At 44.5% G+C, this 16,814-nt stretch carries 10 protein-coding genes; 5 read left to right on the top strand and 5 right to left on the bottom strand.

Annotated elements, in window-relative coordinates; genetic code table 11:
- The first annotated feature begins 233 nt into the window (after positions 1–233).
- The 3 genes from DDR33_RS19240 (at position 234) to DDR33_RS19230 (ending at position 8,803) form a co-directional block, all read left to right on the top strand.
- Positions 234–3,890, top strand: a complete 3,657-nt coding sequence (locus tag DDR33_RS19240) for a DUF4450 domain-containing protein (protein WP_109417433.1) — start codon at positions 234–236, stop codon at positions 3,888–3,890.
- 187 nt (positions 3,891–4,077) lie between these two features.
- Positions 4,078–7,293: a SusC/RagA family TonB-linked outer membrane protein gene (locus DDR33_RS19235; protein ID WP_109417432.1), complete on the top strand. Its 3,216-nt coding sequence runs from the start codon at positions 4,078–4,080 to the stop codon at positions 7,291–7,293.
- Positions 7,294–7,303: 10 nt separating this feature from the next.
- Positions 7,304–8,803: a RagB/SusD family nutrient uptake outer membrane protein gene (locus DDR33_RS19230; RefSeq protein WP_109417431.1), complete on the top strand. Its 1,500-nt coding sequence runs from the start codon at positions 7,304–7,306 to the stop codon at positions 8,801–8,803.
- A 189-nt stretch (positions 8,804–8,992) separates the two neighbouring features.
- Here the strand turns inward: DDR33_RS19230 and DDR33_RS19225 are convergent, their stop codons facing one another.
- Positions 8,993–9,211: a hypothetical protein gene (locus tag DDR33_RS19225; RefSeq protein WP_146198813.1), complete on the bottom strand. Its 219-nt coding sequence runs from the start codon at positions 9,209–9,211 to the stop codon at positions 8,993–8,995.
- A gap of 76 nt (positions 9,212–9,287) precedes the next feature.
- Entirely contained in the window at positions 9,288–9,752 is a 465-nt protein-coding gene (locus DDR33_RS19220) for a transposase (protein WP_394341126.1), read from the bottom strand.
- A 579-nt stretch (positions 9,753–10,331) separates the two neighbouring features.
- Between DDR33_RS19220 and DDR33_RS19210 the strand changes: the two genes are divergently transcribed.
- Positions 10,332–10,523, top strand: a complete 192-nt coding sequence (locus tag DDR33_RS19210; protein WP_146198812.1) for a hypothetical protein — start codon at positions 10,332–10,334, stop codon at positions 10,521–10,523.
- Between the two features lie 691 nt (positions 10,524–11,214).
- Entirely contained in the window at positions 11,215–11,868 is a 654-nt protein-coding gene (locus DDR33_RS19205; protein ID WP_109417426.1) for a hypothetical protein, read from the top strand.
- A gap of 104 nt (positions 11,869–11,972) precedes the next feature.
- On the opposite strand, the gene pflA is transcribed toward DDR33_RS19205, so the two are convergent.
- From pflA to DDR33_RS19190, 3 genes are all read right to left on the bottom strand, one after another.
- Complete coding sequence (gene pflA / locus DDR33_RS19200) at positions 11,973–12,755, bottom strand: pyruvate formate-lyase-activating protein (protein ID WP_109417425.1); 783 nt, start codon at positions 12,753–12,755, stop codon at positions 11,973–11,975.
- Positions 12,756–12,853: 98 nt separating this feature from the next.
- Positions 12,854–15,088 carry a formate C-acetyltransferase gene (gene pflB, locus DDR33_RS19195; protein ID WP_109417424.1) on the bottom strand — a complete coding sequence of 745 codons (2,235 nt, stop codon included), beginning with the start codon at positions 15,086–15,088 and terminating at the stop codon, positions 12,854–12,856.
- 264 nt (positions 15,089–15,352) lie between these two features.
- Positions 15,353–16,534: an L-lactate MFS transporter gene (locus DDR33_RS19190; protein ID WP_109417423.1), complete on the bottom strand. Its 1,182-nt coding sequence runs from the start codon at positions 16,532–16,534 to the stop codon at positions 15,353–15,355.
- Positions 16,535–16,814: the final 280 nt, after the last annotated feature.

The raw sequence follows: 16,814 nt of genomic DNA, 5'->3' as shown, positions 1-16,814 counted from the left end.
GGAGAAGGGGAGTGCTGAAGTGGGTGGTTGGAATATCATAAGGAAGCTGAGTTCGGAGGAGTGGTGAGGACATGAATAAAGATATGCATGGAAGTTGATAGCGGAAGACCGGTTGGTGATGATGGCTGGACTTGCTGACAGCTAAATAAAAGCCATACAAGGAACTGATAGCTGAAGGCCGATTGCTGACAGCCAATAGCCAACAGCCAAATATCTAATTTAATGCTGAAAGAATGAGTTACAAAATATACAGGAAGCTGATTGCTGATAGCCGGTTGCTGATAGTTTCGGCGGCTTATTTGCTGATAACCGGTAATGTTTTTGGACAGCAAACTGCTGCGAATGCAGTTTGGCACGGGACGGAACGGGAAGTGCATTATAAGCCGGATGGGGAAGATTTCCTGCTGGTGAACGGGAAGAAGCGCTTTAACAGGGCTCTGTATGGAACTAATACGGCTTTCAGGGTGGAGACAGGTGATCTGCCTGAGTTTGCGCTTTATCTGCCGGGTATGGGAGGTAATCTGAAACTAGGGCTCATCAGGGGGAATGCGAGTAAATGGATTACGGAGGCTCAGGAGATCAGGACGCGGTACAGGCCGGGATCGATGCTTTATGATATTAAAGATCCTTTGTTAGGTAGTGGCGTGCTGCATTTGGCTGTACTGGCGCTTTCGGAAGGTGAGGGTGTTGTCATAAAAGCGAGTTTTACAGGCCAGGTCAGTGGAGTAGAGATATTTGCTGCGTACGGCGGGGTGACAGGTAAAAAATTCAGCCGGGATGGAGACATTGGTGCGGACCCTGAGTCGTCCTTTGATCTGAATCCGTCTAATTGCCTGGGAAATATTTATTCACTGAAAAAGAACCGGTTTAATCTGAGTTTTGGGCCGGTTGGTTCTGCGCGCAAGATGGATGGAGTGTTTCCTTCCGGAATGAAGTTGAAATTGTCTAATTCGGAGAAGCAGACCTCACCGCTTGCCTTGTATACCTCGATGCCGGGAGCAATGCCCCTTGTATGCGGGCGTCTGCCCGTCAGGCAGGGTAAGGGCTTATATTTTCTTGTCAGGAATTCACAGGGTGCAAAGGGTGCGTCTTATTCGAAACTTCACAGTTTGTTTGATAAGGCAGAACACGCCCGTCAGGCGCTTGTGCAGCGTGTGAAGATCAGCACCCCGGATCCTTATATCAATACTCTTGGAGGTGCTTTAGCCATCGCTGCGGACGGGATCTGGGAGGAACCTTCCTTTTTACATGGAGCTGTTGCATGGCGGATGCGTCTTCCTGCCTGGAGAGGTCCCTACGTGGCTGATCCATTGGGCTGGCATGACCGCGCGCGCCAGCATTTCAGCAGTTATGCAAAGTCGCAGGTAACATCGCCGGACAGGGGGCCGGTGGTGCCGGATACATCCCTGCACATGGCGCGGCAGCTTGAGAAGATGGGAACGGCGATTTTCAGCAGCGGATATATATCGAGGAACCCGAATGATAATACGAAGCCTCATCATTATGACATGAACCTGGTGTATATCGATCAGCTTCTGTCGCACCTGCAGTGGACTGGCGATCTGGGTTTTGCAAAGGAAATCTGGCCGGTCATCAAACGCCACCTGGATTGGGAAAAACGAAATTTCGACGCTGACGGGGATGGACTTTATGATGCCTACTGTGCTATCTGGGCGAGTGATGCTCTGCAGTACAGTGGAGGAGGCGTGACCCATTCGTCTGCCTATAACTACCGGGCGAACCTTCTTGCTGCAAAGATCGCCGGATTGATAGGGGAGAACCCTGCTCCTTTTCAGCAGGAAGCAAAAAAAATATTAAAAGCCATTCAGTCGAACTTGTGGCTGCCTGGCAGGGGCTGGTATGCGGAATATAAAGATCTTCTTGGAAATAAGATGGTGCATCCTTATGCTGGGCTCTGGACTGTCTACCATGCAGTGGATTCGAAGGTGCCGGATCCTTTTCAGGCTTACCAGGCCACCCGGTATATCGATACGAAGATCCCTCACATCCCTGTTAAAGCAAAGGGACTGGAGGAAACTGGATTGTATTCTCTTTCCACCACCAGCTGGCAACCGTATACGTGGTCAGTCAATAATGTAGCCCTGGCAGAGATGCTTCATACGTCTTTGGCTTACTGGCAATCCTCGCGGCCGGATGACGCTTTCAGGTTATGGAAAAGCAGTCTTCTTGAAAGTATGTATCTGAGTTCAAGTCCCGGAGGTTTTGAACAGCTGTCTTTCTATGATGCACAAAGAGGTGAGCTGTACCGTGATTTTGGCGATCCGATCGGGGTGGCTGCCAGGAGCCTGGTTGAAGGGTTATATGGTATCAGGCCTGATGCTTTGTCTGACACACTTACTATACAGCCGGGACTTCCGTCTTCCTGGGGGCATGCTTCCCTGAAAATTCCGGATGTAGCATTTGATTATAAACGGGACGGGGATAAAGATATCTATACGGTCAGCCAGTCGTTTAAGAAGACGATGCATGTGAGGTTCCTGCTGCCGGCGCGCTCCGTTGCTGTGCGCTCTGTAAGTTTGAACGGCCAGCCTGCAACCTGGAGGAGTTACCCGGCTGCGACAGGGGCACCTGTACTTGAAATAACCGCACCCAAGGGTAAGCAATATACGATTGAGATTTTGTGGGAAGGAATCCTTCCCGACCAGCCAAAGGTCAGGAAGGCAATTGCCGGAGCACCCTTTAACATTGCTTTTACACTCGCGCGTGTGGAAGATTATTACGACCCGCAGAAAGTACTATCCGGTGTCAGGATTGTGGACGTGACCAGCCTGAATGCCGACCGCCTGACAGGAACAGATCAGGCGACCATCTTCGTTAAAGTAAAGCAGAGGGATTTCTCCTGGTGGGTGCCTGTACCTGTTGATATTAAGCCGGAACTGGAGATTTCCTTTCCTGAGCAGACAGGCGCAGGGCTAAGGTTTTCGGTCACGAATAACGAAGGGATCGCGAAACGGGGCTTTGTAAGGGTGAACGAGGGGGTAAAAGATTATTTCCAGAACCTTGATGTGTACAAGGGGGAGACGAAGGAGTATGTGATTCCAGCGTCCTATGTGCTGACGGGTACCAATAAGGTAAAGATCGAATACCGCCACGGGGAGATTGCAGAGGCGAATATCATCAACTGGAATGCCAGGACAGGTGGTGCTTACTGGCAGAAGGTAGACCTTCAGCCGTATTATAACGATAAGGTAACTTCCATATTTCAAAACAAGTACCTGTCTCCGCGTCCTTCCGCTCCTACGCTTCAGCTTCCCTGGCAGGGTATCGGTAACTGGTGCTACCCACTGGTACAGCCTGTCATTGATGACTCGGGACTGCGAAGAATGGCTTTTGGGAAGGATCAGATCGTGCTGCCAAACGGCATTCCTCTCGGAACGCCGGGAAAGGCGCTCGTTAATAATGTGATCTTCACCTCGAAATGGGATAATTATCCGGATTCTGTTTCAGTTCCGCTTACCGGTAAGTCGTCTCATGCCTACTTTATGCTGGCCGGATCTACCAATCCTATGCAAAGCCGCCTGGACAATGGTGAGATCCTGGTTTATTATACAGACAATACATTTGACCGCCTCGTTCTGCGAAATCCTGAAAGCTGGTGGCCTGTTGAGCAGGATTACTATGTCGATGGATATGCTTTCACGACTGACGCTCCAATGCCTTACAGGGTCTACCTGAAACATGGAACTGCCGGACGGAACAATATCAATTACACTACGATCAAAGGATTTACAAACCGTGCTATTGACGGAGGCGCTGCTACTGTTTTTGATCTGCCGCTCAATCCTTCAAAAGAACTGAGGGAGCTGAGACTTAAGACGCTGGCGAATGATGTGGTGGTGGGGTTGATGAGTGTGACGCTGCAGAGGTGAGTTGGGGCCTGAATTGAACAGGTTATTCGTGTTTGCGAAATAAGTATGTAGCGTTGTGTTTGCTTAAAGCAGGGGGATAGAGGCAGGATACTACAGGTTGCCGAAAGGGAAAAATATTTTGATGTTAGGCCGGATGTTAGCTATAGGGCTAACCTGAACTGTATTATAAACTAAAATCTGGCCAATTATGAATTTTCAGAAATTTTTATTTTCTGTCGGAAGACGGGCAATTTGCTTCGTTTTGGTGATGGCATCTTTTGGGGGGGCGGGCTTTTCTGCCTTTGCGCAACAGATAATTAAGGGTACCGTAATTTCGGCAACCGATAATCAGCCCCTGCCTGGTGTTTCAGTGATGATAAAGGGGCAAAAGACAAGTGCTTCAACAGATCCGAACGGAGTATTCACGATTCGTGCTTCGAAGGGACAGGTACTCGTTTTTACGTTTCTTGGATTTACAAAACAGGAGATTCCTGTCGGCAATTTAACGACAATGAGAGTTGTTCTTAAGGAAGACAATCAACAGCTGGACGAAGTGGTGGTGATAGGCTATGGAACCCAGAAGAAAAGCAATGTTACCGGTGCCGTTGCTACTTTCAATGCTGAAAAGCTAAATGAGAGGCCTGTAGGACGGGTAGATCAGGCGATGGTAGGGCAAATTGCAGGTGTAGCTGTTAAGCAAACCAATGGTGTGCCGGGAAAAGGGATGAGTGTCCAGGTGAGAGGAGCGGGTTCGATTGGTGCCGGAAACGAGCCATTGTATGTAATTGACGGATTCCCTCTTGCTCAGGCTAAACCCAATGGATCTGGTAATTACTCGACGGGTAATCCGCTCGACAATATTAACCCTAACGATATCGAATCTGTGCAGGTTCTTAAAGATGCTTCTTCGGCTGCCATTTATGGGTCCCGGGCGGCAAATGGCGTTGTAATTATTACAACCAAAAAAGGTAAGACGGGTAAGCCTGTAATTAACTTTAATTCTTATGCAGGATATAATGAAAGAAGTAAGAAGCTTGATTTATTGAGCGGAGAAGAATGGATAGAAAGGGCAAAAGAAATCATTAATAGAAAGTGGGAAGCGTCCGGAACGGGAAGATCTGCCAGCCAGACAAATGAACAAAGACGTCAGATTTTAGGCTTGGCTGCAGGAAATGTAAATGCTGATCTCATGTATGATGATAGATGGGATCAGCCAGGGTATCCGGGCTTACAACTTGTCGACTGGCAGAATGAGCTTTTCAGGAAAGGAATGGTGCAAAATTATCAGTTATCTGCTAATGGTGGTACTGAGTCGGTTAAATACTATATCGCTGGAAATTATACTGATCAGGACGGCATGGTGATGGGAATGGACTATAAGGCGTATTCAGCCCGCGCCAATGTTGATGTAACAGCAAGCAGTAAACTGAAATTCGGCTTGAATATTTCGCCAACTTACTCAATTGGGAATGACCCTGGTATAGAAGGAAAGGACAATATCCTTCATCAAATGATTTCGATGACACCCGTTCAGGAAGCATCTTCAGGGCTGTATCCCAATTCCGGAAGCAACACATCTTATACCTGGAGTGTTTCGACGGTAAGTCCTAAAGCAAAAATAGAACAGACAACTGCGCAAAATAAAGTGTTCAGGACTTTATCCACTTTGTATGGGGAATATGAAATTTTAAGAGGACTTAGTCTGAAAAGTACTCTTAACCTTGATAATACAGATTATACTTTCAATCGTTATATTCCGTATACCATTGCCAGTGACCTGAACAACAGGAACTCGAAAGGTCTGACTCTCACCAGTGGTACTTATAATACTTTCAGGAAACAAACTTTTGTCAATGAAAATACACTGGCCTTTGCACGGCAGTTTAATAAGGTGCATGACGTATCTGCGGTTGCTGGTTTTTCTTATAATTCGGATGAAATTACCAACGCTTCTATGTCATCAAGGGATGGTTATGGTAACAGCGTGATTCAGACGCTCAACTGGGCAAATGCTGTTACCGGAAATACAACAGGGTCGAAGAACGTACTTCTTTCTTACTTTGGACGTGTTCAATATGCATGGGGAAGTAAATACCTGTTATCGGCAAGTGTCCGCAGAGACGGATCATCCAGGTTTGGTGAGAATACGAAATGGGGAACATTTCCATCTGCTTCGGTGGGCTGGAGGGTCATTGAAGAGAGCTTTTTGAAGGATAACAAAGTCACAGACTGGCTTAGTGACCTGAAGTTGAGGGGAAGCTGGGGGATCTCCGGAAATTACGGAATTCCAGACTATGGGGCGGTGGCAACAATGGCTAAATATGTTTATTCGATTGGCGGTGCCTCTGTAACCGGACAAGCTCCCAATAAGTTGTTTAATCCGGATCTTACCTGGGAAGAATCCAGAACATTTGATGCAGGTTTAGATTTTGGTTTTTTCGCAAACAGAATTACCGGTTCTTTTGACTTTTACAATAAGGAGAACAGTAAGCTTCTTCTATATGTTCCTGTTTCACGGATCACTGGTTTTTCTACGCTTCTTGGTAACTCAGGAAAAGTAAAGAATACGGGTTGGGAGTTAGAGCTGACGACCCGCAATCTTACAGGCAATTTCCAGTGGATAACTTCCGGCAACATTAGTCACAACAGCAACAAGCTCATTGAGCTCAGCTCCGGACAATCAGAGATGTTTGTTCCCTCAACGTTTGATATCTCTCACAGCATATTAAAAGTAGGAGAGCCCTTATATAGCCTGCATGTGATTAAACAGACAGGTATACTAACGCAGGATGATATTAATAGCGGAGCTGCGCTCTATGGGAACCAGGGAGTAGGGGATCCCAAATATTTCGATGCAAACGGAGATAAAGTGATTGACCAAAATGACAGAGTGTATGCGGGCAAACCTAACCCCAGCTATACATGGGGTATCACCAATTCATTCAGGTATAAGGCCTTTGATCTTAGTGTTCTGGTTCAAGGCCAATGGGGTGGTTCTATATATTCTTTACTGGGGCGCGCTATCGACCGGACTTCGATGGGATATAAGGAAAATGTGCTTGGGCATAACCGGGACAGATGGAGATCTCCTGAAGATCCGGGTGATGGTATGACTGGCCGTGCGGGCTCTTCTTTCGGTTTTATAAAGAACACTGACTGGTTGTATGCTTCCGATTATGTCAGAGTTCGTAACATTACATTAGGGTATAATCTGGGGAATGTGATAAAATCGAAAAGAGTTTCGGGTGCGCGCCTCTATATTACTGCGGAGAACTTCTTTGGGACAGACAAGTATGACGGCGGGTTTAATCCTGAGGCTAATAATACTAACCTTGGAAGTAATGATAATTATCCTGAAGCAGGCGATTACGGCGGTCTTCCGTTGCCTAAGTCTTTAGTGTTTGGTGTTAATTTCTCATTCTAATCTTACTGTTATGAAATCAAAATATAAATTTTTGGCAGCCTTTTTCTCCCTGGTAGTTATTCTGTCTTCCTGCGAAAAGGAACTTAATCAAACGCCTGTTTCTGATGCAACGACGTCGACTTTTTATAAAATACCTTCTGATTTCACTCAAGGTGTCTATGCGGTTTATTCCAGCTTAAGGGCTTATCCAAACAGGCAATTGAATCTTTCAGAAACGAGGTCAGATAATTTATGGGCTGCTTCAACGGAAGGTGTTCGGGACTGGGATCCTATTAATAATTTTCAGACGACAATTAGTGCGAATACTTTTGTAGACGAGGCCTGGTCTGCTAATTATTCAGGGATTACGTATGCTAATACTTTACTTGACCAGCTGGCCAGGAACGGAAGTGCTGTTCTGCATGATGAAACGCTGCAAAAAAATCTTGAGGCTGAAGCTCGTTTTCTTCGGGCGTTCTTCTACCTGGACCTGGTAAGGTGGTTTGGAAAGGTTCCGGTTGTCGACCGGCTGATCTCGGCAGCGGAGGCTGCAAAACTTGACAGGGCTCCGGCATCTCAGGTGTATGACTTGATTATTTCTGATCTTCAGTATGCCATCCAGAATCTTCCGGTGAAAGGTTTACAGGTTGGAAGGGTTAATAAGGCTGCTGCCCGTGCGTTACTTGCACTTGTTTACATGACTAAATCTGGTGCAACTTATGGAATTGAGGGGCCCGGTACAGGCAGCAATGAGTGGGATAAAGCACTCGCTCTATTGAATGAAGTGACCGGAGACTCTTCATACGGGTTTCTCGATAGTTATTCTTCTATTTATGCTTACAATAATGAAAATAACAAAGAGGTCATTTTCGATATCCAGTATAGTACCGGTGCTTCTCCGATTGTTGGCGGTTGGTTTCCCGTGATGTTAGCCGCTAACAACTGGTTTCTGTCTTTAGGCCTTATTTCGCAGGGTACACTTGAGGTGCGTCCTTTATCAAAGGATTTGCTGGCTTCATATGGAGCGGGAGACCTTCGTGATGCATTTAGCGTTCAGCACGGATACGTTTATCAGGGCACTCAGGATGACAGGGCGTTCTGGAAGAAATATATTGATGTGAGCAAGGCACCGACAAACCGGGAAGACTGGCCTATCAACTATATTGTTATTAGCTACACGGATGCCTTATTGCTGAAAGCGGAATGCCTTCTTCAGCTAAAACAGGACCAGGCGGAGGTTGACCGTATCGTGAATAAAATCCGGAAAAGAGCAGGGCTGTCCGATCTCAGTAATGTTAACTTAAGCCAGTTGATGGAAGAGCGCCGGAAAGAATTTGGAGGAGAAGGGAAGCGCTGGCATGATCTTGTGCGAAGCGGTCTGGCTGAATCAGTAATGAAAGCATGGATTGCTAAAGAGGATGTCAATAAGGTCATAAAGAACTTTAGTGTAAATTCTCTTATTTATCCGATACCGTTGTCGGAGCTGGAAGCAAAAAGTGGGGTATATACTCAGAATTCTGGGTATAATTAATTCAAAATGAGGGTATTATTTATCAGATGTTGAAAGGGCTGATGAATAATACCCTTCAGTTTAGCTTAACGACCTTATCGTTTTGCGATGTTTTGATCGTGAGAGCCGCTGATTTCCTGAAAGAATGATCTTTCAATCTGCCCCGGGTGCCAATGACAGGCCAATTACAGCCCCTTACTTTGTGTCTATTTATTGCTTTATCTTTTGTTCCAGTTCATGTATCCTCTGCTTCAGGATTTCACCTTGTTTTCTGAGAGCCTCCAGGTCGGCCTTTTGTATCTGGTCGGTCCTATCCTTCTCAATTAGATAAAGCGTCAGCTCCTCGATCTTTTGAAGTAAGCGTGTGTTCAATTCTCCCGGACCCACTCCCTGATCCTGCATTTTGGCTGCAGAAGGGGTCTCCGGCAAATGATGATTGGCTTTGATAAAAGCATCGAGCTCGCTTAGAGTATGTTTTGATTTTAAATCGCTGACTGTTAATTTGTTATGTTGGGAGCGATAGCGCAATTGGCCAAAAGGACCATGGATTCAGCACATCTTGAGAATGTTGATAGTCTTTTGAGAGCCGTCGGAAGAAATTGAACCAAGCAAAAGTGCGCTCATTTACCCATCGTTTAGCTACCGGAACAAAGCCCTTTTGGGTGGGTGGTCTGGAGCTGATTTCTGTCGTTACCTGTAAGTATTCTGAAGCCAGTTCTGTAAACAGTCCCCGGTATCCTGCGTCCACCAGGATCTTTTCAGCCTGTGCATATGCCCTTTTGCTTTTGATAACAGGTGACATCCCATGACGCTGTCGGAGAGATTGGCCGCATGAATAAATACAGCCCAGACCCTGAGTATCTACCATAATCTGCCGCTTGCGGCCGTTGATCTTCTTGTTGCCATCCACTCCTTTGGCTTCAAAGATCATAAAGGCTATTTTAATACTTTGACTATCAGAGCAACACAACGATGGCGTTGCCTGTCTAATACTTTTCGCAACGAATTTTTACGTTTCCTTTGCATATCTAACAGCGGCGATATAACTTTCCACTGGGAATCTGTGAGCTCGTTAAATTGAGTGACCATATCTTTGTTTGTGGTAATTCAAATCTATGGACAGATTCCCTCTTTTTAAATTTCAAAACATGCTAAGGAGACGAGTAACTAATATGTGGTTAAAAATATTAATACTTATTATAATGGGTATAGCGGCTATATTATTTATTAACTACCTTGACGTTATAGGGAAGCTTAGTAATGTGTATTTAATAGCAATTGTACTACTTGTAATGGTATTCACATCTTTAATTAAAATTAAAAGGTAATATCGTCTTTAATAATAATCTGGAGTATAAGGTTGAGAATAGTGAATGTAGCTTAGGTTATCGGGGATCCAAGGGAATTGTAAGGAAGCGAAAGAAGGGTGTGTCTACGTTAATATTAAACCATTTGATATGTGGATAGACTTGGAGTGACAATTATGATTTTGAATGTTAACGTTGTTTTAGATAAGAGCCAATTTGATAGGATTAAAACTGTTAATTCTTTGCCTGGGCTCGTTTCAGTTGTAATATTGCTCTTCATTGCTTCTATATCAGAGAGTCTGTTCTGGATAAATCTGGCAAGTGCGATAGCAGGGGTATTACTTATCTATTTCCTGTTTTACCTGAATGCGAAAATAGAGATCGCTCCCGACTTCCTTATGTTGAAGTATAAAGATAAATTACTCATTCATTGAGAAGACGTAACTTGAGTAGAATTTGAATTTGCAAAACAAGATTTAGAGTTCATTTACGTAAGGTACATTGTTGTAGGAGAAGGGGGGCTCTATTGCGCTTTTATATTGCCAGACATTTATTCAGCAGAACAAGGAGTCAATTTAAGAAGTTGCGGTACTGTTTGCCTCCGGACGTAGAGGTACGTTATAAATAGGTTGTAATCGAGCGTTGAATGAATAAAAGCGTTGTTGTGGTCTTGAAGGTTAATGTGTTTTTGAACAACGAGAAAAGGTATAAGATTGATGTTATAAACGCTTCTCTTGGTTTTGTTTCGTTAATTTTGTTCTTGCTTTTGGATCTATGTCAGAGAGCTGGTTTAGGCTGACTTTATTAGATATTGTGATTGGTGTGATGCTTATGCGTTTCCCTTATCTGAATGCTGTAATTGAAGTTACTTCAGATTGCTTTAAGTTAATGTACAGAAATGAGACACTCATTTACATGATGATCTGCATGCAATAGAAATAGAATTGGCACAACGGGATTTAAGTTTCAATTACATACGATGTAATGTAGTGGGAGAAGGGGGAGCCCCATTTATCTTTTATCTTACCAGACATCTGTTCAGCGCTAAAAAGAATCAGCTTCGGAAATTGTTAACTAGCCTACCTCCGGATTTAAAAGTATTATACAAGTAAAGGATGGAATATCATGGAAGCGAGTTTAGAATGTAGTGTGCGTACTAGCATTGTTATAAAATCGATTCAAATACTTGTTTTCTCTTTCCTTTTTACGGGAAGTGTTTCCATGGGCTGTGATTGCAGAGACATAAATTATGATGATGCTTTTGAAAGGGATTACAAACAATCGGAACTGATTTTTTTGGGAGAGATAACGAAAGTCTCCTCTGGAATCGTTTTTATTAAGGTTGTTGAAATCTTTAAGGGGAATTTTAGGCATACTTTTAAGATTGATTTAGAGCGAGCTTGTACTCCGGCTATGTCGTCAGGAGAAACGTGGTTGATATATGCAAATAAGGAAAGTGAAAGAATAACGGTTAGTGAATGCTCTCTAAGCAGGAGTTTCAACCATTCGCTAAAGTCTTTCCTGGTCGATTTAAAGCTCCCTCCTCCGCCCGCCCCGGGACAAGAAGTTAATAAGATGGATAAACTGAATGGGCTTTCAATTGAAAATAGTTCTTCTTTAGTCCTTAGAAATGAAATAAATGTCTTAAGGACTAGAAAAATGCAGCTTGCTCTAGAGGCTTCGAGACAGGAAGTGAAGTTTTATAAACGGATTTGTACTATTACATCTGCTGTTGTTTTGCTTTTAATTCTCTTAGCTTTTTTTAGAAAGGTAAAATAGCTTTTGCTGCTGTTCGGGGAGGATGATTTTTCTTGTACAAAAAAACTTCACTGCTGCAGATAGTGAAGTTTTTTGTTCGTTTACTTGAACGAAATGCCATAACCTTACTTCAATATCACATTATCAAAATGCTTATTAAAGATCCCTAAAGCCATTTGCCTGATCTCTTCAGATGGAGTGGGAGTGTCTTTCAGGGGATATTCCATGTTCATCAGTTTCCACTTGTGCTGGCCGAGCTGATGGAAGGGGATGATTTCGACACGTTCTACCGTTTTGTAGTCTGAGAAGTGCTGTGCCCATTCTTCGAGGTATTGTTCCTGGTCGGTCCAGCCGGGGACGAGGACGTAGCGGAGCCACATTCTTTTGCCGGTGGATTCGCGGTAGGCGGCGAGTTCGAGAGTGGCCCTGTTGGTCAATCCGGTAAGCTTATGATGGATATCGTCGTTGATGTGCTTTACATCGAGGAGGAGCAGGTCTGTGTGTTCCAGTAGGTCGTGCACCTGAGCGTTATTGAGGCGACCATTGGTATCCAGGCAGGTATTAATTCCTTCTTCGTGAAGCATTTTGAACAGTGTCAGAAGTTTGCTTCGCTGGAGTAAGGGCTCTCCGCCGGAGACGGTTACGCCGCCGGTGTCACCGAAATAGCTTTTCTGGCGTATTGCGCGGTTTACGAGCTCTCTAAGTTCAACCATGGTACCGCCCCTGACATCAAGAGTGTCGGGGTTCTGGCAATAAAGGCACCTGAACTGGCATCCCTGCACAAAGATAACCATTCTTATTCCGGGGCCGTCGTGAGTACCGAACGTTTCCAGGGAATGAATCCTCAGGTGTTCCGGATCATCTATGTTTAATTTTGCTGCTTCAATATCCTGTAATGGGAAATACATATTGTAATAATATTAAAAAAAGGTAGATAAACAAAAGCCAGGCCGTTTTACAGAACCTGGCTTTTGAATTTATGAAAATGAAATAAGTGGCTTATTTATTACATATGATCGTGGAATGTACGGGCGATCACTTCAAGCTGGTGTGCACGTGAAAGGCGTACGAAATTCACTGCATAACCTGATACGCGGATTGTAAGCTGCGGATAGTTTTCAGGATGATTGTAAGCATCCATTAACGTTTCGCGGTTTAACACGTTTACATTCAGGTGGTGCGCCATGCGTTTGAAGTATCCGTTCATGGTATTTACCAGGTTGTTTACCTGCTCTTCTCTGGTGTCTCCTAATGATTTAGGGATCATAGAGAAGGTGTTGGATATACCATCCTGGGCATCGCTGTAGCTTAATTTTGCTACGGAGTTCAGAGAAGCAATAGCGCCGCTGGCATCGCGTCCGTGCATTGGATTTGCGCCGGGAGCAAAAGATTCTCCTGCTTTACGTCCGTCAGGTGTTGCTCCTGTGTTGCTTCCGTACATTACGTTTGAAGTAATGGTAAGCAGTGAAAGAGTAGGAGTTGCATCCTTATACGCTTTGTGCTTGCGTAACTCGTTGATGAAGTAGTGAGTTACTTCCTGAGCGATCTTGTCTGCCCTGTCGTCATCATTACCATATTTAGGGAAGTCTCCGTCGATGGTGAAGTCTACAGTTAATCCTTTTTCGTTCAGAACAGGAGTTACTTTAGCATACTTAATTGCTGAAAGAGAGTCTGCAATGATAGAGATGCCAGCAGCACCGTAAGCGATGTCTACATGTGGATCTGAATCGATCAGGGACATCTGTGCTCTTTCGTAATAGTATTTATCATGCATGTAGTGGATAACAAACATGGCTTTTGCATATACCCTTGCGAGTTCGCTCATGGTGCGTTTGAACAGGTCAAATACCATGTCGTAATCAAGAGGTCCTGCAGGAAGCTGAGGAATGTTGTTAATTACCTGTACTCCGTCATGTTCTTCGCGTCCGCCGTTTAAAGCAATTAATAATGCTTTTGGCAGGTTAGCACGGGCACCGAAGTGCTGAATAGCTTTACCAATCGGCTGGTAAGACACACAGCAAGCGATACCATAGTCGTCTGATCCACGGTTCGGACGCATCAGGTCGTCGTTTTCGTACTGGATAGAAGAAGTATCGATAGATGCCTGAGCACAGAATTTCTTGAATCCTTCAGGAAGTTGTTCAGACCAGAGTACTGTTAAGTTTGGTTCTGGTGAAGCACCTAAATTATAAAGGGTCTGAAGGAAACGGAATGAAGTTTTGGTCACTTTAGTACGTCCGTCATGGAGGATACCACCGATTGACTCAGTTACCCAGGTTGGATCGCCACCGAAAATCTCATCATAAGAGCCGGGACGCAGGTGACGCACCATCCGTAATTTCATCACGAACTGGTCGACCATTTCCTGTGCTTCTTCTTCTGTGATAATTCCTGCTGCAAGATCTCTTTCAATATAGATATCAAGGAAAGAAGAAACGTTACCTAAAGACATCGCTGCTCCGTCTTGTTCCTTTACTGCGGCAAGGTATGCGAAATAAACCCACTGAACTGCTTCAAGTGCGTTTGCTGCAGGACGGCTTACATCGTAACCATAGTCAGCAGCCATCTTGATCATGTCTTTAAGGGCGCCGATCTGGATAGAGATCTCTTCACGAAGACGAACTTTATGTTCGGTCATCTCTCCGCCAACTTTTTCGAAATCTGCTTTCTTGAATTTGATCAGCTGATCTGCACCGTAAAGTGCTAAACGACGGAAGTCGCCGATGATACGGCCACGTGCGTAGTTATCAGGCAAGCCTGTCAATATGTGTTTTGAACGGAATGCGCGGATTTCAGAATCATAAGCACTGAATACTCCGTCATTGTGGTTCTTTGCATAATTGAAAATGTCGATAACCCTGTCAGAAGGCTTAAGACCACGTTCTTTAAGAGCAGATTCAACGAGTTTGATACCTCCGAAAGGCTTCATTGATCTTTTCAGCAACTGGTCTGTTTGAAGTCCTACAATTACTTCGTCTTCTTTCTTTATATAGCCTGGTTGAAAGGCTGTCATTGTAGATATTGTTTCAGTGTCTACCGCTAGGCACCCATTGTTAGCTCTTTCCTTTAAAAGCTCTGCTTTACATGCATCCCAAAGACTTGTGGTTTTTGCTGAGGGGCCTGCTAAAAAGGAAGAATCTCCGGTATAAGGCTTGATGTTTTTTACAACAAAGTCATACACATCGATTGTTTTATTCCACTCTCCTGATTCGAACGGAACTGCTGTGACATCTGTTTTCATGTTAACTGAATTTTGTATTAATTCTTTTGAATGCAACAAAGTTAGAGAATGTTTAAACGGATAAATGTGACCGTTATCATAAATTGGTGTGATTTGGACATTTTAAACAAAAAACTTTGTTTGTTGCATTGTTTTAATTGATTTTCTCTGATTATTGAATTATTCGCATTTGTCAGAAACGAGTAAATTCCATTGCTGTTAAGTTAAATAACTTCTGCCACAAATGTTTGTTTTACTGTTTCTGTTTTGTATACGTATTTTTACCTAGTGTCCCTTTGCCAGTCTGCCTTTCAAAGAAAAAGCCATTATAGCTGTAAAGGCTAGTATTCCTGCAAAAAGATAGAAAATCATCGAATAATTATCACTCAATGTGATCAGCCAGGGGCCGGTAAACGCAGCCGCAGACCATGCTATTAAGACGTAGCCCAGAACAGATCCCATTTTGTCTGCGCCATAGATATCTTTGATGAAAGCGGGGATAGTTGCAAAAGCGCCGCCATAGCAGCTGATGATAATGAAAACGGCCGCCTGGAACATAAAGGCGTTCGTGGTTTGAGTAAGCAGAAGGAAGCAAATAGTACCTATAATATAAAAGCACATGAAGGTACTCCAGCGGCCGATCTTATCTGAAACGCTTGACCAGATGAGCCGCCCTAAACCGTTGAACAATCCAATGATGCCTACAAACACGATTGCTCCGGCTTCGCTGATGTGGATCACCTGTTTTGCCATGGGTGCGGCAACCGCGATTAATGCAATTCCGCAGGTGGTGTTAAAGAACAGCATCAGCCAGAGCCCGTAAAACCTCACATCTTTTAAGAGTTCGGATACGGAAACATCGGCTCCTCCGGCATGATCGTCTACGTAACCTGTAGAAACAGCCGGAACTGCCAGGTAAAGCGATGCAAGGGCCATAAGGAGTGCGTAGGTTGCAGCCAGAGCATAGAAAGTTCCCGGAACCCCGAGGCTCGCTGTAATAGGAGAAATGATCTGGGAGGCCAGAATTGAACCGGCTGCAAAAGACATAATAACCAGGCCGGAGGCAAATCCGGGCTTATCGGGAAACCACTGCACGACGACAGAAACCGGTGTGATGTATCCGAAACCAAGCCCGATGCCGCTGATCACCCCATAAAAGAGATAGAACATGGGCAACGATCCGATTGAGTTTGCCAAGCCTGCTCCGGCTAAGCCGATTCCAAAAAACAGCGCACCCAGAAGCCCTGCCTTCTTAGGGCCAACCCTGTGCACGAATTTTCCCATGAATGCTGCTGTAAGGCCCAGGAAACAAATTGCGAGGCTAAAAGCAAATTTCAGCTGATGGGCATCCCATCCGTTCAACAGTTCTATCGGTTTTATCCATACACTATAGGCATAAATAGAGCCGATAGATAATTGAAGTGTCATTCCGGCTAATGCCATTAGCCATTTATTCTTCGAAGTCATATATTATTATTGAATGGGCGCAAAAGTAGCAACACAGGAGCGCTTAAAAATTGACGCTCGTCATTTGTGAAATAAATCACGATAAAGTTCAAAGTAAAAAGTACAAAGTAGAAAGTTCCCGACTATTGGCAGTTGGCTTTTGGCTATCAGCTTTCAGCAATCAGCCTGCCTTTGGCTCTTGCTTGCAGTATGGCAAAGCCGGGGCTAATGACCCGGAACTGTCAGGAATCAGCCAGAAACTTTTGATTTTGAACATTCCACTTTGAACTTCATTGCCGGG

Origin of the sequence: Pararcticibacter amylolyticus (assembly GCF_003130405.1) — a bacterium.
Taxonomy (GTDB): domain Bacteria; phylum Bacteroidota; class Bacteroidia; order Sphingobacteriales; family Sphingobacteriaceae; genus Arcticibacter; species Arcticibacter amylolyticus.
This window is presented reverse-complemented; position numbering and strand designations above follow the sequence as displayed.